This is a genomic window from Patulibacter medicamentivorans (genome assembly GCF_000240225.1).
In the GTDB taxonomy this organism is placed as follows: Bacteria; Actinomycetota; Thermoleophilia; order Solirubrobacterales; family Solirubrobacteraceae; genus Patulibacter; species Patulibacter medicamentivorans.
In genome coordinates, this window is the sequence record NZ_AGUD01000207.1 from 1 (window position 1) to 23,601 (window position 23,601).

The 23,601-nt window shown below is 74.5% G+C and carries 19 protein-coding genes and 1 pseudogene; 13 read left to right on the forward strand and 7 right to left on the reverse strand.

All coding sequences use genetic code 11. From position 1 onward, the window contains the following. From PAI11_RS13265 to def, 10 genes and pseudogenes are all read left to right on the forward strand, one after another. Window positions 1-537, forward strand: a pseudogene (locus tag PAI11_RS13265) (hypothetical protein); the annotation flags it as partial. After that, on the forward strand, window positions 537-872 hold the full coding sequence (locus PAI11_RS13270; RefSeq protein WP_007575537.1) for a YbaB/EbfC family nucleoid-associated protein: 336 nt from the start codon (window positions 537-539) through the stop codon (window positions 870-872). The pseudogene PAI11_RS13265 and the gene PAI11_RS13270, both read left to right, overlap by 1 nt. A 54-nt stretch (window positions 873-926) precedes the next feature. Then, window positions 927-1,544, forward strand: coding sequence for a recombination mediator RecR (gene recR / locus PAI11_RS13275; protein ID WP_007575539.1), 618 nt, complete (start codon window positions 927-929; stop codon window positions 1,542-1,544). A gap of 170 nt (window positions 1,545-1,714) precedes the next feature. Then, a complete protein-coding gene (locus tag PAI11_RS13280) occupies window positions 1,715-3,259 on the forward strand; it encodes a glycoside hydrolase family 5 protein (RefSeq protein WP_244406544.1) in 1,545 nt (514 codons plus the stop codon). A gap of 81 nt (window positions 3,260-3,340) precedes the next feature. Beyond that, a complete protein-coding gene (locus PAI11_RS13285; protein WP_007575543.1) occupies window positions 3,341-4,876 on the forward strand; it encodes a glycoside hydrolase family 5 protein in 1,536 nt (511 codons plus the stop codon). Between the two features lie 28 nt (window positions 4,877-4,904). Continuing rightward, window positions 4,905-6,233: a serine hydrolase domain-containing protein gene (locus PAI11_RS13290; RefSeq protein ID WP_007575545.1), complete on the forward strand. Its 1,329-nt coding sequence runs from the start codon at window positions 4,905-4,907 to the stop codon at window positions 6,231-6,233. Between the two features lie 76 nt (window positions 6,234-6,309). Then, window positions 6,310-7,599 (forward strand): aspartate kinase, encoded by a 1,290-nt coding sequence (locus PAI11_RS13295; RefSeq protein WP_007575548.1) that lies wholly within the window; start codon window positions 6,310-6,312, stop codon window positions 7,597-7,599. A gap of 145 nt (window positions 7,600-7,744) precedes the next feature. Further along, a complete protein-coding gene (locus PAI11_RS13300) occupies window positions 7,745-8,947 on the forward strand; it encodes a calcium-binding protein (RefSeq protein WP_007575550.1) in 1,203 nt (400 codons plus the stop codon). 384 nt (window positions 8,948-9,331) lie between these two features. Beyond that, window positions 9,332-10,450 carry an aspartate-semialdehyde dehydrogenase gene (locus PAI11_RS13305; protein ID WP_007575552.1) on the forward strand — a complete coding sequence of 373 codons (1,119 nt, stop codon included), beginning with the start codon at window positions 9,332-9,334 and terminating at the stop codon, window positions 10,448-10,450. A gap of 61 nt (window positions 10,451-10,511) precedes the next feature. Continuing rightward, entirely contained in the window at window positions 10,512-11,096 is a 585-nt protein-coding gene (gene def / locus PAI11_RS13310; RefSeq protein ID WP_007575554.1) for a peptide deformylase, read from the forward strand. A gap of 13 nt (window positions 11,097-11,109) precedes the next feature. On the opposite strand, the gene PAI11_RS13315 is transcribed toward def, so the two are convergent. Genes PAI11_RS13315 through PAI11_RS13335 form a run of 5 tightly spaced genes read right to left on the reverse strand, consistent with a single transcriptional unit; the run spans window position 11,110 to window position 17,981 of the window. After that, a complete protein-coding gene (locus tag PAI11_RS13315; RefSeq protein ID WP_007575556.1) occupies window positions 11,110-11,736 on the reverse strand; it encodes an alpha/beta hydrolase family protein in 627 nt (208 codons plus the stop codon). A gap of 43 nt (window positions 11,737-11,779) precedes the next feature. Continuing rightward, window positions 11,780-13,582 (reverse strand): acyltransferase family protein, encoded by a 1,803-nt coding sequence (locus tag PAI11_RS13320; protein ID WP_007575558.1) that lies wholly within the window; start codon window positions 13,580-13,582, stop codon window positions 11,780-11,782. Next, a complete protein-coding gene (locus tag PAI11_RS13325) occupies window positions 13,560-15,512 on the reverse strand; it encodes a cellulose biosynthesis cyclic di-GMP-binding regulatory protein BcsB (protein WP_040600221.1) in 1,953 nt (650 codons plus the stop codon). Before PAI11_RS13325 ends, PAI11_RS13320 begins: the two co-directional genes overlap by 23 nt. Further along, window positions 15,509-17,011: a glycosyltransferase family 2 protein gene (locus PAI11_RS13330; RefSeq protein ID WP_007575562.1), complete on the reverse strand. Its 1,503-nt coding sequence runs from the start codon at window positions 17,009-17,011 to the stop codon at window positions 15,509-15,511. Before PAI11_RS13330 ends, PAI11_RS13325 begins: the two co-directional genes overlap by 4 nt. 1 nt (window position 17,012) lies before the next feature. Continuing rightward, window positions 17,013-17,981: an SGNH/GDSL hydrolase family protein gene (locus PAI11_RS13335; RefSeq protein ID WP_341871725.1), complete on the reverse strand. Its 969-nt coding sequence runs from the start codon at window positions 17,979-17,981 to the stop codon at window positions 17,013-17,015. Between the two features lie 267 nt (window positions 17,982-18,248). Here PAI11_RS13335 and PAI11_RS27265 point away from each other — a divergent pair, with 267 nt between their 5' ends. Further along, the gene (locus tag PAI11_RS27265) at window positions 18,249-19,208 is read left to right on the forward strand and encodes a hypothetical protein (protein WP_007575566.1); all 960 of its coding nucleotides are present in this window, start codon (window positions 18,249-18,251) and stop codon (window positions 19,206-19,208) included. A 230-nt stretch (window positions 19,209-19,438) separates the two neighbouring features. Continuing rightward, window positions 19,439-20,167 (forward strand): type I glutamate--ammonia ligase, encoded by a 729-nt coding sequence (locus tag PAI11_RS13345; protein WP_007575568.1) that lies wholly within the window; start codon window positions 19,439-19,441, stop codon window positions 20,165-20,167. 8 nt (window positions 20,168-20,175) lie between these two features. Here PAI11_RS13345 and PAI11_RS13350 read toward each other — a convergent pair whose 3' ends face one another. Both PAI11_RS13350 and PAI11_RS13355 read right to left on the reverse strand, forming a co-directional pair. Further along, window positions 20,176-20,679, reverse strand: coding sequence for a MarR family winged helix-turn-helix transcriptional regulator (locus PAI11_RS13350; protein WP_007575570.1), 504 nt, complete (start codon window positions 20,677-20,679; stop codon window positions 20,176-20,178). A 61-nt stretch (window positions 20,680-20,740) separates the two neighbouring features. Then, on the reverse strand, window positions 20,741-21,724 hold the full coding sequence (locus tag PAI11_RS13355; protein WP_007575572.1) for an SGNH/GDSL hydrolase family protein: 984 nt from the start codon (window positions 21,722-21,724) through the stop codon (window positions 20,741-20,743). 240 nt (window positions 21,725-21,964) lie between these two features. Between PAI11_RS13355 and PAI11_RS13360 the strand changes: the two genes are divergently transcribed. Beyond that, window positions 21,965-23,601 (forward strand): alkaline phosphatase D family protein (locus PAI11_RS13360; protein WP_040600223.1); only part of this gene is annotated, 1,637 nt, incomplete at its 3' end.

A 23,601-nucleotide genomic window follows, 5' to 3' on the forward strand; every position in this document is an offset into this window, starting at 1 on the left:
GCCCCGTTCCCGCCCGCTCCGACGCCGGACCCGACCCCGCCGACCCCGACGCCGGATCCACAGCCGCCGGCACCGGCGCCCGGGCCGACCCCGCCGGGTCCCGCCCCGACGCCGACCCCGCAGCCGCCTGCCCCGCAGCCGGGCATCGCCGGCGGGCCGACGCCGGCCGACATCGACGAGCTGCTGCCGACGATCGCCGAGCGGCTGCCCGGCGCCGTCCGCGCCGCGATCGGGGTCGCCCAGACGGTCAAGATCGGCGACGGCGTGCTGGTGCTCGGCGTGCCGAACGGCAAGGGCTCCGCCGCGCGGCTGCTGAATCGCGACGACGCGCGTCAGCTGATCGCCGAGGTCGTGCAGGAGCTCCACGGCCTGCGGGTCCAGGTCAGCGCCGAGGAGCGCGCCGACGTCGAGCTGGCCGAGGAGCAGCCGCTGCCCGAGGACGAGCTGGTCCGCCGGGTCGTCCGCGAGTTCGAGGCCGAAGAGATCACCGAGTCCGGCGGCGCCGTCGCCGCCGGCCCCAACGGAGAGGGCAGCTGATGCGTCAGCCGAACATGCAGCAGATGATGAAGCAGGTCCAGAAGATGCAGGCCGACATGGCTGCAGCGCAGGAGAAGCTGAAGGAGGAGGAGCTCGAGGTCACGGCCGGCGGCGGCATGGTCACCGTCAAGATCACCGGCGGTCTCGAGATCCGCGGCATCACGATCGATCCCGAGGCGATCGATCCCGAGGACGCCGAGCTGCTGCAGGACACCATCACGGCCGCGATCAACGAGGCGATCCGGCAGTCGCAGGAGCTGGCCGAGAAGCGGCTCGGCGGCCTGACCGGCGGGATGGACCTCGGGTCGATGGGCCTCGGCGGCCTCGGGCTCTGAGCGACTGAGCACGCTCCCGACCGGCGCCGCCGGTCGGGGTGACACCCTGCTCACGTGCAACCCGCCCCGATCGAGCGGCTCGCCGCCGCCTTCGCGCGGCTGCCGGGCATCGGCCCGCGCACCGCGCAGCGGCTGACCTACCACGTGCTCTCTCGTCCCGAGGACGAGGCGCGAGCGCTTGCGCACGCGCTGATCGAGGTCAAGGAGCTGATCGGCGACTGCCGGATCTGCTTCAACCTCGCCGAGGGCGAGCTGTGCGAGATCTGCACCGACACGCGCCGCGATCCGACCGTCCTCTGCGTCGTCGAGGGGCCGGCCGACGTGCTGCCGGTCGAGCGGACCCACGAGTACCGCGGCCGCTACCACGTGCTCGGCGGGGCGCTCTCGCCGGTCGACGGGATCGGGCCCCGCGACCTGCACCTGGAGGAGCTCTACCGGCGGGTCGCCGCAGGCGATCCGGACACCGGCGCGGCCGTCACCGAGGTCGTCGTGGCCACCAACCCGACCACCTCGGGCGAGGCGACCGCGCTGCACATCTCGGCCGAGCTGCGGCAGCGCAGCCCCGACGTCGTCGTCACGCGCCTGGCCTCCGGGCTGCCCGTCGGAGCGGACCTGGAGCACGCCGACGAGGTGACGCTCGGCCGCGCGCTCGCCGGGCGCCGCGCGATCTGACGCGCGTTTGGTCGTCGAGCACGATCGCGAGCGGCGTCGATTGGGATGGCGGACGCATGTCCGCACCTCCAACGCAACCCCTACCGACGTTCGTCTGGCGATGTGGCATGACTGGTAGATCGTTCGTCTAGTCATGGGTGGCGGATCGCCGCTCGCGCCGGCTGTGGTCGATGGCGTTCGCAATGGACGCCCTCTGGACCCTGATCCTGTTCCTGCTCAGCCTCTTCGGCCTCGGCAGCCCGCAGGGCCCGACGACGCCGGCCCCGACGACGCCGCCCCCGCAAGCGGTCCGGCCCCTGGCCAGCGCCGACGCGCTGGCCGTGAACCTGGAGGACGGCGGGGACCGGGTCCTGCGGACGGCCGACGGCCGGCGGGTGCTGCTGCGCGGCGCCAACGTCAACGCCCTGGTCGACCACGGCGGCGCGCGCGACACCGTCCAGGTCGCCGCGGCCGACGGGGTGCAGGCGCGGGCGCTCGGCTTCAACGTGATCCGGCTGGCCGTCTCGTGGTCGAAGGTCGCTCCGCAGCCGGGCACGCTCGACCAGGCCTACCTCGGCGAGATCCGCGACACGGCCAAGGTCTTCGCCGACCAGGGGATCTACGTGCTGCTCGACATGCACCAGGATCGCTACGCCGCCGGCCTGGGCCCGTCGGGAGACGAGAGCGACGGCGCTCCCGCCTGGGCGGCCCTGACCGACGGCGCGTCGACCGCCTCCGGCAGCGGCAACCACCCCTACTACGGGACGGCCGCGTCGCGCCAGGCCGCCAAGTCGTTCTTCGAGAACCGCGAGGTCGCGGGTCGCACGCTCCAGGACCACTACGCGCAGGCCGTGCTGGCGGTGACCCGCGCCGGCCAGCAGCTGGGGCCGGCGTTCGCCGGGATCGAGCTCTGGAACGAGCCGGTCGATCCCTGGGCGACCGACGCCTACGCGACCGACACGTTCAGCGCCTCGAAGGTCTGGCCGCTCTACCGCCGCCTGATCGGCACGCTCCGCGGCGGCGGCTACGCGGGGCCGATCTGGTTCGAGCCGCACACCGCCCGGACCTGGACCGACGACGATCGCGCGGCCGCCCGCTTCAGCGACGACGGCCAGCTGGTCTACGGGCCCCACATCTACACCGACGTCTACGGCGGGCTCGGGTCGGGGACCTACGCCAAGCTGCGCACGAGCTTCGACAACGCGGCCTCCGAGGCCCGCAAGTACGGCGCGGCGCTGGTGCCGACCGAGCTGCCCGGCGCCTCGGGCGGCAGCTGGGAGCCGTACCGCCAGTACGAGCTCGACCAGCTCGACCGGCTCGGGATCGGGGGGATGGTCTGGGTCTGGAAGCAGGCTCCCGGCTCCGACTACGGGTGGGGCGTGCTGAGGGCGGACGGCAGCCTCCGCGGCGACTCGCAGATCGCCCGCGACTACGGACGGCCGCGGGTGCTCGCGCACGCCACGACGGTGGTCGACCAGCGCTACGAGAACGGCGTCCTGACCGTCAGCACGCGCGGCGCGGGGAACCTCGACCTGTGGGACGGCGCCGCGTTCGCGGCCAGCGAGCCGGCGACCGGCGTCGCGGGACGCGTGACCATCGACGGCCAGGCGCCGGCGGCGGCCGACCTGACCAGCTGGCGGGCCGCGGCGCGGCTCGGGACCGGCGGCTGGGGCGGCGGCCGGCAGCTGCGCCTGCGGATCCCGGACGGCGATCACGTCATCCGCCTGCAGCCGTAGGCGGGCGATCGCGGTCGAGACGCGCGGCGGGCTCGCTAGCCTTGGCGGAGCGCCTCGACCGCTCGACCCGGCGCGCTCTCCATGAACCTGATCTCCGGCGTGCTGAGCGCGATCCTCAGCTTGCTCGGCCTGGCGTCGCCGGCCACCCCGCCGAGCGGCGGGCCACCGCCGGTCCCGTCGGTCCAGGAGCGCCCGCTGCGGGCCGCCGACGCGCTGCGGGTCGCCGGGCGGGCCGACGCCCGGGTCCTCGAGACCGCCGACGGCCGGCGGGTGCTGCTGCGGGGGGCCAACGTCAACGCGCTCGTCGACTACCGCGGCGCCCGCCAGACGGTGCCCGTCGCCCCGGCCGACGGCCTGCAGGCCCGGGCGCTGGGGCTGAACGTGGTGCGTCTGGCGGTGTCCTGGTCGAAGGTGGCGCCCGCCGCCGGCCAGATCGACGACGGCTACCTGCGCCAGGTCCGCACGGCCGCGCAGACGTTCGCCGACCAGGGGATCTACGTGCTGCTGGACATGCACCAGGATCGCTACGCCGGTGGCCTGGGCCGGTCCGGCGACGAGAGCGACGGGGCGCCGGCCTGGGCCGCGCTGACCGGCGGCGCCTCGACCGCGGCCGGCAGCGGCGGCCATCCCTACTACGGGACGGCGGCCTCGCGTCAGGCGGCGAAGGCGTTCTTCGAGAACCGCGAGGTCGCGGGCAAGCCGCTCCAGGCGCACTTCGCGGACGCGGTCCGGGCCGTGACGGCGACCGGCCAGGAGCTGGGTCCGGCGTTCGCCGGGATCGAGTTGTGGAACGAGCCGGTCGACCCCTGGGGGACCGATCCGCTGGCCGCCGACGGCTTCTCGGCCCCGCGCCTGTGGCCGTTCTACCGGCGGACGATCGCGGCCCTGCGCGACGGCGGCTACGACGGCCCGATCTGGTTCGAGCCGCACGCCACCCGCACCTGGACCGACGACGACCGGGCCGCCGCGCGCTTCAGCGACGACGACCAGCTGGTCTACGGCCCGCACGTCTACACCGACGTCTACAACGGCCGGATCGGGGAGGGCACCTACGCGCGGCTGCGCGACAGCTTCGACAGGGCGGCGGTCGAGGCCGGGAAGTACGGCGCGGCGCTGGTGCCGACCGAGCTTCCGGGTGCCTCGAGCGGTCCCTGGGAGGCCCACCGCGAGGAGACCCTCGGCCACCTCGACCGGCTGGCGATCGGCGGGATCGTCTGGGTCTGGAAGCAGGACCCGTCCCGCGACTACGGCTGGGGCGTGCTGCGCTCGACCGGGGCGCTGCGCGGGGACTCGCAGATCGCCCAGGACTACGGCCGCCCGCGGGTGCAGGCGTCGGAGCCGCGGCTGCTCGAGCAGCGGTTCGCGGCCGGTGCGTTCGAGGTCCGCACGTCGGGCGCGGGCGACGTCGAGCTGTGGGAAGGCGCGGCCTTCGCCGCCGTGCCGCCGATCCTCGGGCGGGCCTGGCGGCTGACCGTCGACGGCCGGGTCCCGGCGCCCGACCGGGTCCGCTCGTGGCGGGCCCAGGCGGCGCTGGGCAGCGACCGCTCGTGGGCCGGCGGGCGGCAGCTGCGGGTGCGGGTCGACGACGGCGAGCACGTGATCCGCCTCGAGCCGTGACGCGGGCGGCGGCGCGTAGGCTCCCCGCGTGCCGCCGACCCTGCCGCTGCCGTTCGGGCGCCTGCCACGCTCGCCGATCGGGCCCGACCCGCTGCGACGGATCCGCGTCCCGCACGACCTGACGCCGCTGGTCACCCGCTCCCCGCGCGAGCGGGATCCGGCCGCGGTCGGGATGAGCGCCGACGGCGTCGAGCGGATCTGGCGGGACGTCGAGCGGCTCTACCGCCACGGCGTCCATCCGGCGATCGGGCTCTGCATCCGGCGCGAGGGCCAGGTCGTCCTGGACCGCACGATCGGCTGGGCCCGCGGCGGCGGGCCGAAGGACGACCGGGTGCCCGTGGAGCAGCGCGAGCTGGCCACGCCGGAGACGCCGTTCTGCATCTTCAGCGCCTCGAAGGCGATCACCGCGACCGTCGTCCACCTGCTCGACGAGCGCGGCGCGCTGCACGTCGGGGACCGGGTCGCGGAGTACGTGCCCGAGTTCGCCGGTCGCGGCAAGCACCGGATCACCATCGACCATGTCCTCTCGCACCGCGCGGGGATCCCGAACATCCGCAAGCAGGCGCTCGACCTCGACCGGATCGACGATCGCGAGTTCCTGCTCCACGAGCTGGCCGACGCGATGGTCCGCACGCGGCCGGGCAGCCGGCTGGCCTACCACGCGGTCTCCGGCGGGTTCGTGCTGGCCGAGATCGTCCACCGCGTCACCGGCAAGGACATCCGCCAGGTGCTGCGCGAGGAGATCCTCGACCCGCTCGGCTTCCGCTGGACGTCCTACGGCGTCGCCGAGGAGGACCTGCCGCGGGTCGGCCTCGGCTACCCGACGGGACCCCCGCCGCTGCCGCCGCTCTCGACGCTGCTCGACCGCGCGCTCGGAGTCCCGCTCGATCACGTCACCGAGATCAGCAACGACCCGCGGTTCCTGCGGTCGATCGTCCCGGCCGGCAACGTCGTCTCGACCCCCGACGAGCTGTCGCGGTTCTTCGACCTGCTGCGCGCCGGAGGGACCCTCGACGGGGTCAGGATCCTGGAGCCGAAGACGATCCGGCGGGCGATCGTCGAGCGCTCCCACCGCGAGATCGACCTCTCGCTCGGGGCCCCGCTGCGCCACGCGTCGGGCTACATGCTCGGCGCCAAGGCGCTGAGCCTGTACGGCCCCGACACCGACAGCGCCTTCGGCCACCTGGGCTTCACCAACGTGCTCGGCTGGGCCGACCCGCGGCGCGAGCTGGCGGTCGGCCTGATCACCAGCGGCAAGCCGGCGGTCGCCCCGCACCTGCCCGACTTCTGGGCCCTGACCCGGCGAATCGGGCTCGAGGCGCCGAAGGTCGAGCGGCCGCTGCTGCACGCGGCCTGACGGCGGGCTCGAACCGGCGGCCCGCCGGCCGCGAGCCGTCGCCTCGGCGACGCGATCCGTAGAGTGCGCCGAGCGCATGAGCAGCGACACCGTCGTCATGAAGTTCGGTGGCACGTCGGTCGCCGACGCCGAGCGGATCAAGAACGCCGCCCGTCGGATCGTCAGGAAGCGCGAGGCCGGCCAGCGCGTCGTCGTCGTGCTCTCCGCCCGCGGCAAGGAGACCGACCGGCTGATCGCCGACGCCTTCGAGATCTCCGACCGTCCCGCCCCGCGCGAGATGGACATGCTGCTGTCGACCGGCGAGCGCGTCAGCTGCGCGCTGGCGGCGATGGCGATCAACGACCTCGGCCACCAGGCGATCTCGCTGACCGGCTCGCAGGCGGGGATCGTCACCGACACCTCGCACACGAAGGCCCGGATCCTCGACGTCCGCGCCGACCGGATCGTCGAGGCGCTCGACCAGGACCGGATCGTCCTCGTCGCCGGCTTCCAGGGCGTGTCGACCGCGAAGGACGTCACGACCCTCGGCCGCGGCGGCTCCGACACGACGGCGGTCGCGCTGGCCGCCGCCGTCGGCGCCGACGTCTGCGAGATCTACACCGACGTGCCCGGCGTCTTCACGTCCGACCCGCGGATCGAGCCGCACGCCCGCAAGCTCGACGCCGTCTCGTTCGAGGAGATGCTCGAGATGTCCGCGTCGGGCGCCGGCGTGCTGCAGCTGCGCAGCGTCGAGTACGCGCGCAACCACGGGGTCCGCATCCACTGCCGGTCGAGCTTCGACGAGGGCGACGGGACGTGGGTCGTCTCCGAGGCCGAGGTCCAACAGCACCAGGAGAAGAGCGTGGAGAACCCGCTGATCACCGCCGTCACGCACTCGACCGTCGAGGCGCGCGTCACCCTGGTCGGCGTTCCGGACCACCCCGGCGCCGCCGGCCGGATCGCCACCGCGCTGGCCGAGGCGGGGGTCAACGTCGACATGATCATCCAGAACGAGCCGGTCGAGGACGGCGCTCGCGCGGACATGTCGTTCACGGTCCCGCGCGACGACGTGCGCTCCGCCGAGGAGGCGCTGGCCCCGCTCGTCGCCGAGCTCGGCATCGACGGCCTCCGGACCGACGGCGAGATGGGCAAGGTCTCGATCATCGGCGCCGGCATGAAGACCCATCCCGGCGTCGCCGCCAAGGTCTTCACCGTGCTCGGCGAGCAGGGCATCAACATCGAGATGATCGCCACCTCGCCGATCAAGATCAGCTGCGTCGTCCGCGGCGAGCGGGTCCCCGAGGCCGTCCGCGCTCTGCACTCCGCCTTCGGCCTGACGGGGGAGGACACCATCCGCCCCGAGCAGCCGTTCGGCGAGTTCCGCTGAGCCGGCGGGCGAAGCCGCTCGGAAACTCGTCCAGATGCAGGCGGCAAACGTCCGATCGGACATCATCCGGCCGACGTCGTCTGTGGGTCCCGGACTCTCGTAGGTCTCCGGGGCATCCCGTCATCGCCCCTGAAACGAGCGTCTCGTGAACCGCACCACCTCCGCCGTCGTGCTCGCCCTCTGCCTGCTGCTGGCGACCACGGCGACCGCGATCGGCAAGTCGATCCGCGGCAACCCGTCCGCCGAGACGCTGCGCGCGTCGGCGGGCGGCTCGACGATCCGCGCCGAGGGCGGCTCCGACACGCTGATCGGCGGTCCGGCGGTCGACAAGCTGTTCGGCGAGGGCGGCCACGACAAGATCACCGGCGGCGAGGGCGACGACCGGATCGACGGCGGCACCGGCGACGACAAGCTGAAGGGCGACGGCGGCAACGACACCGTCCTCGGCCAGGACGGCCACGACAAGCTGTGGGGCGGCCTCGGCAACGACCAGCTGCTCGGCGGTGGCGGGCCGGACAAGATCTACGGCGACGCCGGGGACGACACGATCGTCGGCAACGGGGGGCCGGACTACGTCGACGGCGGCCCCGGCAACGACACCCTGACCAACGACGAGGGTCAGGACACGATGATCGGCGGCGAGGGCGACGACCTGATCTACGCCAACGGCGAGAACCGGGTCACCCGCGTCGACTGCGGCCCCGGTCGCGACACCGTCGTGCTGCATCCGCTCGACGACCCGCACCACGGCGACGGCGACCTCAAGCGGCAGCAGACGGGCATGATCGTCGGCTGCGAGATCGTCCTGCGGCAGCCGACCCCGCACGTCGCCAACCGCGGCGTCAAGCGCTACGCGCGGGTCTGGTCGAACCGCACCCTCAAGGGCACCAACCTCGACGACCGCCTCTACGGCGGCCACGGCAGCAACCGGATCTTCGGTCGCAAGGGCCGCGACAAGATCTACGGCGACGCCAGCCACACCTCCGGCGGCCCGCGCGCCAACAAGCAGCGCGACGAGCTGCACGGAGGGCCGGGCGCCGACACGATCATGGGCGGCCAGAAGGGCCACAAGGCGATCTGGGGCGACTCCGGGTCGGACTACATCCAGGGTGGTCGCGGCAGCAACACGATCTCCGGCGGCCTCGGCGACGACACGATCCGCGTCCTCGGCAACGGCCGCAACCTGATCCGCGGCAACGCCGGCGACGACAAGATCGAGGCCTTCGGCCACGGGACGATGGTCATCGACTGCGGCAGCGGCAAGGACGTCGTGGTCTACGGCACCAAGCGGCCGCGGACGAGGAACTGCGAGCGGATCATCAACTCCTGGTCCAAGAGCCGGCGGTAGCGGGGGGCGCCGGTCGGCGGGTGGGGGTGGCTGGTGGGTGGGCTGCCACCGGCTGTTGCTCGTCGATGGGTGGGCGGCTCCTTCTTGGCTGGGTCGGGTGGGCGGTCGTGACGTGGCGGTCAACGGGCTGACGGTTGGTGTGACGTTTCGGACGCCGATCGTCCGGAACGTGACAGCGACGGGTGGCGGCGGGTGGGTCGAGTGAGCGGTTGTGACGTTGCGGACGCTGGTCGACCGGAACGTCGCAACGCCGCGCGACAACCGATGGCGTCTGCGCCGATAGCGGATCGGCATGGCACGCCGGTCGGGGTCGAACCGATCGCGCAGGGCGGCCATGCCGGATCGGCAGAGCGGCCGGCGTGCGGCGCATCGTACCCTTGGTGGATGAGCGCCAGCAACGGGTACCGGATCGCCGTCGTCGGGGCCACCGGCCAAGTCGGCGGCGTGCTGCTGGACGAGCTCGGCGTGGCGCGCGACGACGACGCCCGCGACGCGCTGGCGGCCGTTCGCGAGGCGCGCGACGGCGTCGCGCCCGCCGGCGAAGGCCTGCCGATCAGCGAGATCGTCCCCTTCGCCTCGGCACGCTCGGCCGGCAGGACCCTGCGCGGCCTGACCGTCCAGCCGCTGACCGACGAGACGATCCAGGGCTTCGACCTGGCGGTCTTCTCCGCCGGCGGCGCGACCAGCCGCGAGTGGGCGCCGAAGTTCGCCAGGGCCGGCGCGGTCGTGGTCGACAACAGCTCGGCCTGGCGGATGCACGACGACGTCCCGCTGGTGGTCAGCGAGGTCAACCCCGAGGCGCTCGACGAGCACCGGGGGATCGTCGCCAACCCGAACTGCTCGACGATGCAGCTGATGGTCGCGCTGCGGCCATTGCAGCAGGAGGCCGGGATCGAGCGGCTGGTGGTCTCGACCTACCAGGCCGTCTCCGGCACCGGCAAGGTCGCGGTCGACGAGCTGCTCGAGGAGTCGCGGGCGGTGCTCGACGGCACCCCGGTCCCCGCGCCGCGCTCCTACGCCCACCAGATCGCCTTCAACGTCCTGCCGCACGCCGGCAGCTTCGTCGACGACCACACCGACGAGGAGCACAAGCTGATCAACGAGACGCGCAAGATCCTCGGCGACCAGACGATCCGCGTCTCGGCCACCTGCGTGCGCGTGCCGGTGATCAACGGCCACAGCGAGACCGCCAACGTCGAGACCCGCGAGCCGCTGAGCCCGGAGCGGGCCCGCGAGCTGCTCGAGGCCGCTCCCGGGGTGCTGGTCCGCGACGACCCGGCCGGCGGCGTCTACCCGCTGGCGATCGACGCCGACGGGCGGCCCGAGGTGCTGGTCGGCCGGATCCGCCGCGACCCCGGCAACGACCGCGCGCTCGACCTGTTCGTGGTCGGCGACAACCTGCGCAAGGGCGCGGCGACCAACACGATCCAGCTGGCGAAGGTCCTGCACGAGCGCGGCCTGGTCCGGCCGACCGCGCCCGACGCCGTGCCGACGCTGGGCTGAGCCCGGCGGCGGCCGGTCTCGCGGCGGTCGCGCCGCCACCGCCATCGGCTACCGTGCGCCGATGGCCCGCCCGACCGAGATCACGCCCGAGGTCCTCGAACGCCGCCGGCAGGCACTGCAGCAGGTCCGCCAGTGGGGCGATCCGGCCCTGCGCGCGGTGGCGCGGGCGGTCGACGAGATCGACGCCGAGCTGGTCGGCGAGGCCCGGCGGATGATCGAGATCATGGACGCCGCGCTGGGAGCCGGGCTGGCCGCGACCCAGGTCGGGATCATGCGCCGCTACTTCGTCTACCGCGAGGGCGAGCACTCCGACGGGGCGGCGGCGACGCTGGTCAACCCGGTCGTCGAGTGGGCCTCGGACGAGACCGACGTCGCCGGCGAGGGCTGCCTGTCGCTCGACGGGGTCTGGGTCGACGTCGAGCGGCCGAGCGCCGTCCGGGTCCGCGGCCTGGACCTGAGCAGCCGCGAGGTGGCGATCGACGCCCGCGGCCCGCTGGCCCGCCGGCTCCAGCACGAGATCGACCACCTCGACGGGATCCTGATGCTCGACCGCACGAGCAAGGAGCAGCGCAAGGCGGCGCTGCGGGCCCTGCGCGAGGGCACCACGATGGAGCCGCCGGCCGGCGAGGACACGACGCCGTCCTGAGCGCGGGCGCGCGTCAGCCGCGCGCCGGGCCGCCGGGTACGACCGTCGCCAGCCAGTCGCGGAAGGCGGCGGCGATCGTCGCGTGCTCAGAGCGCAGGCTGTGGTCGCCGGCGACCGTCGCGATCGTCCGGCCAGGGCCCTCCGGCGGCATCCCGAACGGGTCGCGAAGGCCCTGCACGACGAGCGTCGGCACCGGCACCGCGTCGAGCTCCGGCAACCGGCTGACCGGCGTCCGCTTGCGCCCGGGCGGCAGCAGCGGGAACGCCAGGCAGACGACGCCGACCGCGCCCGTCGCGGCGGCGGTCCGGCAGGCCACGCGCGCGACCGACGAGCGGCCTCCGACGACCAACGGCAGGCCGGCCAGCTCGTGCTCCCGCAGCCGGGCGATCACCGCGACCCAGGCCGCATCGAGCTGGTGGGCCGGGGCCGGGGCCCGGCGGCCGGCGACCCGGTAGGGCTGCTCGACCAGGACGACCGAGACGCCCTGCTCCTGCGCCGTCTCGCTGACGCGCACCAGGTCGCCCGCGCCGATCCCGCCGCCCGCGCCGTGCCCGAGCACCAGCCCCGCCCGCGGCTCGTCGACCAGGTGCGGGTGGGCGTGGGCCGGGCCGTGCGGGGTCTCGATCACGAGCGGGGTCACGCCCCGATCCTGGCAGGCCGCGCGGCCTGCGGGGCGGAGCGGATCAGGTGGCCGCCGGCACGGGGGCCGCCGCCGGAGCGTGTCCCGGGCCGGGGGTCAGCCGCTCCAGCCCGCGGCGCATCATCCGGTGCGGATCGTCGTCGCGGACCACCTCGACGATCTCGCCGCCGCGGGCGACCGCGAGCAGGACGATCTCCGGCTGCTGGTCGCCGGCGGCGGTCCGCACGACCAGCGCGCCGAGCGCGCGGGCGGCGGCCGCCTTCGGGTCCTGGAACCGCGCGATCGGGCCGGCGTCCTCGTCGTGGACCTCGGGCGGGTGCGGCGGGCGGCCCGACTCGACCGCGAGCGGCACCCGCGGCGACAGCGTCGCCAGGTCGACGCCGAGGCCGGCCGCGGCGACGCGGATCCCGTCGAGCGCCCGCAGCGCGCCGCGGGTGCCGTGCAGCGCCGGCTCGCCGCGGGGCACCGGATCGGCGGGGTGCAGCAGCAGGAGCAGCGGCCGCCGGTCGGCCAGCGTCGGCAGCGGGACCGGCCGGCCGTCGCCGTCGCCGACCGTGACGTCGGGCAGCCGGGTGCCGGCGGCGAGGCTCGCCGCGAAGGTCTTCGTGACCTTCGTCTCGTGGTCGAGCTTCGGCTGCAGCAGCCGGTCCAGCGACGAGAGCGGCATCTCGACGTAGCGGAACGCGAGCACGCCCAGCGTCAGCGAGATGATCATGATCGCCGCCGTCGAGTAGGGCCAGATCTCCGGGGCGTTCAGCGGCAGGATGTCGCGGGCGTTGAGCGATCGCAGGACCGGTGCGTGGACCAGGTAGGTGCTGAACGAGGCGGCCGCCAACAGCTGCACGAACGGCCTGCGCATCGTCCGCCGGACGAGCCCCTCGGGGTCGGCGGTGATCGTCGCGAAGATCCAGCAGAGCGACCCGAGCAGCCCCAGCTCGAAGTACCACTGGGTGGTGAAGCGGGACACGCCGCGCATCCCCTCCAGCCACAGCAGCCACGAGCTGCCGGCGAGGAAGAGCACCATCGGCAGCGGCTTCGGCAGCCGCCAACGGTGGGGCGGGCGCAGGATCAGGACCATCCCGAGGATCATCCCGACGCCGTAGAGCAGCGCCCACGACGGCGGGGCGAACCAGCTGCCCCAGTGATCGCCCGGGACACGGTGGGAGGCTAGCGACTTCTTCCACCAGATCGTGGTCGCGATCAGGATCAGCGGCGGCACCAGCGCGCCGGCCAGGCGGCTGCGCATCGGCCAGCGGGCGACCATCCGCAGCCACGGCAGGATCGCGATCGCCGTGACGACGGCGAACTGCCACTCGACGCTCAGGTACCAGCCCGGGTCGATCGTCCGGAAGATGTGGTCGGTCGACCAGCTCTGCATCAGCGACATGCCCCAGAGCAGGTCCATCCACTGGGCCGAGCCGCCGCCGAAGCGCCAGAACCAGACGACCAGGAAGACGATCGCGTAGACCGGGATCAGGCGGATCGCGCGCTTGAACAGGAAGCTCGCGCCGCGCGGCAGCGGCCGGCCGAGCATGATCGCGCCGAGGAACTGGTAATAGAGCGCGAACCCCGACAGCAGGAAGAACGTCGGCAGCAGGACGTCGATGTTGCCCAGCACGATGCCGGGGACCGAGAAGGTCCGGATCGCGTTCAGGCTGACGTCGCCACGCGATGCCTGCAGGGCGTGGAAGACGACGACCAGGAACATCAGCGCCCGCAGGGCGTCCAGCTCCTGCAGGCGCCCGGCCCTGCGCTTGGCGGCGGCGGCCTTCGCCGCGGCCGCCGCCCGCTCCGCGCTCGCCGTGCCCGACGGCGGCGCGGCGTCAGCTGTCGCGGCGCTCGCCATCCCCGCCCTGCTCGTCGGCCTTCTCGGTCGGCATGGTCGGGGCGCTGGCGGTCCGGCGGCGCAGGCGCACCAGCGTCCGCCGCAGCGCGACGACCGCGAAGGCCAGGATCGCCAGGCCGATCACCAGCAGCGGCCAGCGCCACGGCACCGGGCCCCGCTGGATCCCGGTCACGAGCTCCTTGTCGCCGACGCGGATCGCCGCCCGGTCGGCGTTCAGCGACTCGACGGTGCGGCCCTGGACCTTGCCGATGAAGTAGCCGTTGGCGAGCGGTCGCAGCGCCTTCGGGCCGATCGCGAGGATCCGGACCGCGCTGCCGTCCTTGCTGGCCGAGAGGACGCCCGCGTCCTTCGGACCGGGAACGTCGCGGACCAGCTCGGCCGGCACCTGGCCGGGGCGGGCGAGGACCAGCGCGGTGCCGCGCGGCACCCCGGTCCCGAACGCGATCTGCGGCAGCGCCAGCTCCCCGGTCACGCGCCGGGCCTCGGCCAGCGTGCCGAGGACCGCGGCCAGCTCGGCCTCGGTCGGCTTCGGCGGCAGCTGGACGGTCGAGCCCTGCCAGCCGACCTTGCGGCTGAGCGGGAACGGGAACGCGCTGATCGTCGCCTGCAGCGGCCGCGGCCGCGTCAGCAGGGTGACCGAGCCGAACTCCGAGACCTCGACGCCGCCGCCGCTGTCGGACGGCTGGCAGCGCAGGTCGCGGGGCCGGGTCAGGCGGGTCGAGACGGTGACGGTGTTGCGGCCGGCGCGGAGGTCGGCGCGGTAGAGCGACGGCCCGCGCGGAGCCAGCTCCTCCTCGACGAAGAAGCGGCTCTGACCCTTCGCCTGGAGCGTCTGGCTGTCGATGTCGCGGCCGTTGATGCCGATCACCGCGCGGCCGCCGGCCGGGGCGTCGTAGGTCCCGGCCAGGCGCAGACGCGAGCCGCGCAGCGCCTCCAGGTACTCGGGGACCCGGAAGTCGAGGCTGATCTGGCCCTCGCCGACGCCCGAGGTCGAGCCGGTCGGCAGGCGCACGCGGCGGGGGAAGCTGCTGCGGGTCGCCTTGACCGCCGGCAGCTGGGCGCCGCGGGCGATCACGCCGGTCAGGCGCCGCGCGACCGACGGCCGCAGCGCGCCGGCGGCCCGCAGCAGCTGCTCGTCGCTGCCGGACAGCTCGATCGCCGGGGTGCCGCCGAGCAGCGTGGTCCGGATCGTCGCCGGACCGGAGCCGCCGCGGACGACGATCGCCGCCTCGCCGTCGGCACGGCGGGTGGGCGAGCCGGGCAGGCCGACGCGGATCTGCAGCCCCTGGTCGCCGGCCAGCGCGTCGATCTCGCCGGCGGCCAGCGCGGCCGCGCGGACCGACGCGGCGGTCGGCGCGCTCTCGAAGCGGACCAGCAGCCGCGAGCGCTTGCGCCCGACGCCGGTCAGCAGCGCCCGCGGGAGGTCCTTCAGCTGCGGCGCGGCGACGGCGGCCTGCCCGTCGACCGTCAGGGCCGAGCTGCGGGAGAACTGGAGCCACGCCGCCGGATCGTCAGTTGCCGGGCAGACGTCGTTCTTCAGCCGGATCCGGGCCTGGATCGCGATCGGCACCACGCGGTTGTCGCCGCGCAGCGCCTGCCGCGGGACCGGCAGCGTCGCGCTGCCGGCGCCGGGCCGGAGGCTGATCGTGCCGACGATCTGCTCGCCGACGCGGACCTGCATCGCCGAGCCGTCGGCCAGCTGCGGCGACGCGTTCCAGCGCAGCCGCACGGTGCCGGCGACGCTGGTCCAGCGGTTCGGGACCGGGATCCCGCCGGTGAACTGGTCGTAGCCGCCCTGCAGCTCGAGTGGCGGGTCCTTGGGCCCGGCCAGCGGCGTGGTCGTCGAGGCGGCCTGTCCGATCGAGGGCAGGGCGAGGGCGGTGGCCGCGGCGGTCACGAGGACGGCGCGGTGCGGGGACGGGAGGGTCATGCGGTCTCGGCGGTGGGAGTCGAGGTCTTGACGGTCGCCGGAGCGGCGGCCTGGGCGCGGCTGACCTGCGGCCGGGCGACGGGCGGGCGGGTCGGCTGCTGGCGCCGGCGGCGGCCGTCGCGCGGGGTCTGCGGATCCCGGCGCGTGACCATCCAGCGGCGGTCGCCGACGATCTCGCGGACCATCGCCGCCTGGGCGACGGTGTTGCGCAGCACGGTGTAGGGGACCGACAGCAGGCAGTAGGCGATGAACCAGCGCAGGCCCAGGTCCTGGCGCCCGCGGGCGCTGCCGACGTGCCATGCGGCGGCGCCGAGCACGGCGCCGCTGAGGACGGTCACCAGCGTCGTCCCGATCAGGAACGGGTCGCGGATGCCGTGGAAGGGCAGGCCGATGATCGCCTGGGCGATCAGGACGGTGAAGACCTGGAGCGAGATCACCGGGAACATCTCGCGCCAGACCAGCATCACCAGCCAGTAGAAGCGCACCCACGGGCTCATCACGCGCGACGCCTTGACGTCGGGCGTGTGGCGCAGGGTCACCTGGAACCAGCCCTGGGCCCAGCGCGTGCGCTGCCTCCACCAGGCGGCGAAGGTCGTCGGGGCCAGCTCGGTCGAGATCACCTGGCGCTCGTGCACGATCCGGCGGCCGGACAGCAGCGCGCGCATCGAGACGTCGATGTCCTCGGTCAGCATCCGGTGGTCGACGCCGAGCTGGCGCAGGACGTCGGTCCGCCACCAGCCGTTGGCGCCGCCGAAGATCGCCGTGTCGGTCAGCAGCGAGCGGCCGGTGTGGGCGATCCCGTAGATCACCTCGAACTCGGCGGCGACGATCCGGGTCAGCAGGTTGCGGTCGCTGTTGCGGATCACGCAGCGGCCCTGGACGACGTCGTAGCCGGCGTCGATCCAGCGCAGCGCCAGCTGGGCGGCGTCGCCCTGCAGGTGGTGGTCGGAGTCGAGGATCGCGGTCACTTCGCCGCGGGCGTGGGGGAGCGCGCCCATGATGTTCTCGCCCTTCGAGGTGCTGCCGTGGACGCGCAGGACGTCCAGCTGCGGCGTGCGGGCCGCCAGCTCGTGCAGGCGCGCCTCGACCTCGGGCATCGCGTTCGGCGTGTTGTAGGCCAGCAGCACCTGCAGCCGTCCGTCGGGCATCTCGACGTCGTGGCAGAGGTGGTGCAGCGTCTCCTCGATGATGTCCGCCTCGTTCGGCAGGTAGGCGACGACCAGCAGCGTCACGGTCGGATCCCAGCCGTCGCGGGCCGGCGGCGGCAGTGGGCGGGCGCGGCGGCGGACGGCCAGGTTGGCCTCGACCAGCATCAGCAGGCAGGTCAGGAGGTAGGCGGTGGCGACCAGGTACAGCGCCCAGCCCAGGACGCTGCTCTCGAGCGCACCGACGGCGGCCAGCAGGATCGCCGGACCGACGAGGCAGACCAGGGCCGACAGCAGCAGCTGCAGGCCGACCTGGTGGCGAGCTCGATCGAGGATGGCGGAGATCAGTCGCATGTCACCTTCGGGGGGAGGGGTCCGAGCGGACGGGAAGCTGGGCGCGGAGCGCGCGGAGGGCCGCATCGGCGGCCGCCCGGTAGCCGTCGGCGCGCAGGTGGATGTCCGGCACGCGCGGGGCGCGGACGCACATCCAGGTCAGGCGGCAGACGGCCTCGACGGCGCGCGGGCGGGTGCTGTCGGAGGCACGGAAGGGCACGTTCTGGTCCATGCCATCGGCAAGGTCGACCAACGTCGCGTCGTGCCGGGCCGCGGCGTCGGCGATCGTTCGGTTGATCTCGCGCAGGAACGTGCGGTGCTCGCGCTGGAGGACCGGGCGCGCCTCGGGGTGGTCGTCCCACAGGCCCAGCAGCGGGTCGTAGAGGTTGAGGACGCCGATCGGGACCTTCGGGGCCGCGTCGCGGAGCCGCTGGAGCAGCTCGTCGAGGTTCTTGCGCAGCGCCGCTCCGGCCTTGGCGAAGCAGCCGGGCAGGACGCGGCCGCCGCTGAAGCACGCGCCGACGTCGTTGCCGCCGATGTCGACGAGGACCACGCGGCGGCGGTCGCCGAGCCGCGAGAGCAGGCCCTCGGCGTACGCCACCTGCGACGTCGTCGGATCCTGGTTGGCGTAGGGCGCGTCGCGATCGGGGGCGCAGGGGCGTCCTCCGGAGAGGACCGACGCCGAGGTCGCTGCGCCGCAGCCGAGCTCGTGCAGCTGGACGTCCTCGCCGCCGTCGCGCAGCTGGCGGGCGAACTGGCGGGGGTACCCCTGGCGGGTCTCGGTCCCGGATCCGAGCAGGGACGGCTGGACTCCCACCGCAAGGGAGTCACCCAACGAGACGACCTGCAGCGCACGCGGATCATCGGCGCCGCAACCGGCCAAGGCACCGACCGTGAGGAAGGTGGCCAGGAGGCCGAGCAGCGCTCGGGATCGGCGCACGGTGCGAGCTCGTCCGGACGACCAGCCGGAACGCGCACAAGCGTGTGCCACATACCGAGCGTAGGAAATGCGTACGCCGATCTCGCCTCATCTACGACGAATGGCCAGGGTGATGTGGCGCACACGACGGAGACGGGAAGGTGTGCGGTGCGGCAGGGGGGCGCGGCGTGGGGGCGCCGCGCCCCCGCCGTCGCCTCCTGGGGGGCGGCAGCCGGGGGCGCGCGGGGACCGCGTCGACGTCGTGCGGCGCGCGTCCACTCGGCCGTCCGTCCGCCGGGCTGGACCACTGGTGGGCCGGCCGCTACCGTGGCGCGCTCCGTGTCCACGTCCGCCTCGACCGCCGATCGCCCCGAAGGGGCCCGCCCCGCCCGCGCGTCCGCGGGCCGCGGCGCCGGGGGCGACGTCGCCTTCAGCCTGCTGCGGCCGCTGCTCGGTGGCCTCGGCCGCCTGCGCCGCGCCCCACTGGCGACGCTGGTGCCGGTGCTGGTCCTGCTGCTGCCGCTGGTCCCGCTCGGCTTCGGGATCGACCTGGTGCTGCGCGAGGGCGGCAGCGCCGCCCTCCAGGGCCTGATCGCGGGCGCCCCGCGTGGCGCGTCGGGCGTCCTGATCGAGCGCCCCGACGGCGCGGGGGCGGCGCGGCTGGTGGCGCTGGCGGTGCTGCTGGTGGTCGCCGTCGCGCTGGCGGTGGCGGCGGGCCTCGTCGGCGCCGGGCCGACCGCCCAGGACGCGGCGCGGGGCCGCGGCGGCGCCGGAGCCGCGTTGCGGGCGGCCTGGCGGGTGTGGCCGTCGATCGCCGCGATCCTGGTGCTGCAGGCCCTGCTGCTGGCCGCGGCCGCCGGCGTGGTCGTGCTGGCCGCCGTCCTCGCCGGGCAGGTGCGCTTCCAGCTGACGCCGGTGGTGCTGGTCGTCGGCCTGGTGGCGCTCGGCTTCGCCGCCTGCCGCCTGAGCCTCTGGCCGGCGATCGCCCTCGACGAGGACCGCGGGGCCGTGGCGTCGCTGGCCCGTGCCTGGCGGCTGACCCGCGGCGAGCCGGTCCGCGTCGTCGCGGCGCTGCTCGGCCTGCTGCTGGCGGTCGCGGTGCCGATCGCGCTGATCGCGAAGCTGGTCTCGTTCGTCCTCTGGCGGCTCGAGGAGTCCGAGCTGCTGCTGCTCTCGCCGCAGGCGATCGAGCTCTGGTCGTGGGCGCTGATCCCGTTCGGCCTGGTCGTCGCCGCCGCCCTCTGGGGCATCGGCGCTCGCGAGCTGGTCCGCGCGACCGGCTCGCGCCCGACCGCCTGAGCGGTCCGGGCCGCGGTGAACCGGACGGCACCGCGCCGGACCGGTGAATTGTCGTCTCGTCGTGGTGCCCGGGCGAGGCCGCGATCGTGCGTGCCCATGGCCTCGTCGCGTCGACTCGCGGCCGGCACCGGCACGAGCCGGCGATCCGCTGGGCGCTCGCTCGGCCGCTGAGCCGGCCTCGAGAACGGCTCAAAGTGAAAGAGTTGCAATTGGTCTAGAGCCAGTGGGAGATGAACCTGACCCACGACGACCCGCTGGCGATGGCCGACACCCACGCGCTGTTCAAGCTCGGGGTCAAGACGATGGGCAGTCGGGCCGGCCTGGCGGCCTCGTTCATGGCCCGGCCGGAGACCGAGAGCGGGATCGGCTCCTCGTGCCACGTCCACGTCTCGCTTCGCGACGCGCAGGGCACGCCGATCTTCCATGACGGCGACGACCCGGACGGGATCAGCAGCGCGATCCGCCACGGCGTCGGCGGCGTCCTGGAGCGGGCTCCCGAGCTGATGCTCTGGTACGCGCCGACGGTCAACAGCTACCGCCGGACCGCCAGCGAGGACTTCGCCGGCCGCGGGGCGACCTGGGGCTTCGACAACCGCACGGTCACCTGCCGCGTGGTGGCGGGAGGGCCGGCCACGACCCGGCTCGAGTACCGGGTGCCGGGCGCCGACGTCAACCCCTACCTGGCGCTGGCGGCGGTCCTGGCCTCGGTCCGCGACGGCATCCAGCGGGCGGTCGACCCCGGCCCGCCGACCCGCGGCAACGGCTACGAGCGCGACGTCGCGCCGCTGCCCGAGACGCTCGATCTGGCGACCGACCGCTGGCTGGCCAGCGGCTTCGTCGGCGAGGCGTTCGGCGACGACGTGCGGGCGCACTACGGGACGCTGGCGCAGCACGAGTGCCGGTCGTTCAACCAGAGCGTCACCGACTGGGAGAAGCGCCGCTACTTCGAGGCGATCTAGCGGCGGCGTCAGCCGCGTGGCAGCCGGCGGCGGACCGGCGACGGGGTCGCGACCGGCTCCGACAGCCGCCCGCCGACCAGCCGCACGAGGGCGTCGACGAACGGCTGGCGGTCGCCGGCGGGGAGGGCGCCGAGGACGTCCTCGCGGATCCGCGCGAGGATCGTCTCCGCCTGCGCGAGCCTGGAGCGGCCGGCGTCGGTCACGGCGATCACTCGCGCCCGCCGGTCACGCGGCGAGGGCCGTCGCTCGGCCAGGCCGGCGGCCTCGAGCTCGTCGAGCGTCACGACCATCGTCGTCTTGTCGAGGCCGACCATCCGGGCCAGCTCGATCTGGGTGTGCTCGCCGGCGCCCGCGGCGACCAGCACCGGGTGGCTGCGGGGCGAGAGGCCGATCTCCTGGAGCGCGGCCATCAGCTCCGTCGTCAGCGCGTGGCTGGCCCGCGACAGCAGCCAGCAGAGGTCGTCGTTCAGCGGCTGGATCGCGGCGGCCGGCGTGGGGGCGGAGGAGGCCATCGGGGCGATCGTAGCGACGATCGGTCGCCCTCCAGACGATCTGGTGCGGAACGATCTGGCGTCAGCGCACGTCGAGCGCGGCCAGCGAGCGACGGGTGGCGCGGTCGAAGCTGCGAGCCGCCAGCGCGTAGCCGTCGGCGTTCAGGTGGATGTCCGCCCTGGCGCACATCCAGGTCAGGTCGCAGATCGCCCGCACCGGCCGCGACGACGGCCCGCCGAGACGGTCGCCGGCGCGCATCGCGCGGGCGAGGTCGGCGATCAGCCAGCCCTCGCGGCGGAAGATCCGAGCCATCCGCGGGTTCAGCGTGCCGGTCACGAAGCGGTGCATCGCGCGCACCGCCGGCCGCACGGCGGTCCCGGTCCGGACGAGCGCGACGAACGGGTCGTAGGTGGTCGAGACGGCGAGCACCGTCTGCGGTCCGGCGACGGCCGACAGCCCGCGGGCGATCCGCCGCCAGCGGCGCTCGATCGCCGGCCGCAGCGCGGTCAGGCAGCGGCGCAGGCGGGCGACGTCGGGGCTGACGCAGCGCTGCAGGTCGTTGCCGCCGATGTCGAGCGTCACCAGCGTCGGCCGGTCGGTCCGGTCGCGGACATGGCGGATCGCCCAGGTCAGCTGGCTGGTCGAGCGGCCCTGGTTCAGGTACGGCACCGGGGCGTCGGGAGCGCAGCGGCCGCCGTCGATCATCGAGCTGGTGGTCGCGGCGCCGCAGCCGGCCTCGATCAGCGCGACCCGCTGACGGGACCGCAGCCGCGCGGCCAGCTGCCGCGGGTAGCCCTCGTCGGTGACCTGGTTGCCGGCGCCGCCGGGCTGGACGCCGCGGCTGAGCGAGTCGCCGAGCGCCAGGTACTCGAGGGGCTCGCCGGTGATCCGCTGGGCGTCGCCGCGGGCGATCGGCTGGGAGGAGTCGTCCCCGCGCGTGACGAGGTTGGCGACGACCAGGCCGACCGCGACGACGGCGATCACCAGCAGCGCGAGCAGCCGTCGCGGGCCGCCGGCCCAGCGGCCGCCGGGCGTCGCCGTTCGATCGTCGGGCTGCTCGGACACGGCGGCGAACCCTAGGGGGCGGACGGGGTCCGTGGGCGCCGCCTGGCGACGATCTGGACGGTTGTCCGGTGCCGGCACGGACGATCTGGCAGTACAGAACGCAACGAAATGTTCACCAACGGGTGGCTGCGCGCCACAAGACTGTCCGCTTCGGGCGTCGTCGCCGGGTCACCGGCAGGGCGCCCGCCGCCGTCGTCCGCTCCCCGCCGCGACCGCCCCGCACCCGACCCGGACTCGCCGTTGCCTCGATCACGCATCATCACCACGCGCCGTGAGCTGGTCGTTGCCGGCGGCGCCCTGGCCGCGGGGCTGGCGCTGACGACGCCGGCGCATGCGCGGCTGCTGCCGGCCACGCGCGGGGTCGGCCGGGGGCGGTTCCTGGATGGCGTCGCGTCGGGTGAGCCGGGACCGAACGCCGTCACCTTCTGGGGGCGGCTGTCGACGTCGCGTCCGCGCAGTGCCGCGCGCTTGGTGGTCGCCAGCGATGCCGGCCTGCGGAACACGGTCGCGACGGCGATCGTGCCGACCTCGAGCGGGGTCGATCACACGCTGAAGGTTCGGGTCGGCGGCCTGAAGCCGTCGACGCGCTACTGGTATGCGTGGCAGTCGGCCGACGACGTCTCGCCGGTCGGGCGCACCAAGACGGCGCCGCCGGCCGACAGCCGGACGCCGGTGACGATCGCCTACTCCAGCTGCCAGAGCTACCCGCACGGCTTCTTCAACGGCCACCGCGACGCCGCCCGCTTCGACGAGATCGACGTCTACGCCCAGCTCGGCGACTACACCTACGAGTACGAGTTCGGCGACTACGGCAGCCTCCGCGGCGCCGGCGGCGTCGACTTCGCCTCGACCGACCTGACCAGCTACCGGGCGAAGCTGCGCCTGTACCGGGCCGACCCGGCGCTGCGCGAGCTGCACCGGCTGCACCCGATCGTCCACACCTGGGACGACCACGAGGTCGCCGACAACTACACCGACGGCGACCCCGCCCCGTCGATCGCCCAGCGCAACGCCGGCTACCGCGCCAGCTTCGAGTGGCTGCCGCGGATCGCGGTCCCGGGCGACCGCTTCCGGGTCTACCGCTCGCTGCGCTACGGCGCCAACGCTGAGCTGTTCATGCTCGACGAGCGCCAGTACCGGACCCCCGGCGTCCCCGGCACGACGATCCTCGGGCGCCGCCAGATGGACTGGCTGAAGCAGGGGCTGCGGACCAGCCCGGCGCGCTGGAAGCTGGTCGGCAACCCCGATCTGCTGGCGCCGCTGGGCCTCAACCCGACCGGTGAGCCGCTCGTCGACCCGATCAACGTCGACGGCTGGGGCGGCTACCAGGCCGAGCGCCGCGAGCTGCTGTCGCACATCGCCGACAACCGGATCGACGACGTCGCGCTGCTGACCGGCGACGTCCACATGTTCATGGCCAACGACCTGATGCTCGGCGGCCGCTCGGTGGCGACCGAGTACATGGGCGGATCGGTCACCTCGCCCGGCCTGCCCGAGGCGCTGGTCGGGGTCGCCACCCCGGTGATCCAGCTGGCCAACCCGCACATCCGCTACGTCGAGGGCGCGAAGCACGGCTGGGCGATCGCCCGCGTCGACCCCGACGAGCTGCGGATCGAGTTCCGCGCCAGCGACATCCGCGTCGACGGCGCCCCCTCCGGGACGCTGGCGTCGTTCGTCCAGCGGCGCGGCCAGAACCGGGTCGAGCAGGCCGCCGGCGTGCCCGGCGGCGGCACCACCCGCGTGCTCGGCCCCGACCCGGCGAACGATCCGGCGCCGGCCGGCAGCGCCCTGGCCGCTCGCCGAGCACGGGTCGCGCGGGCCGCCAAGGCCGACCTGACGCGCCGGGCCGAGATCGCCGAGCAGCGCGCCGGACGCCG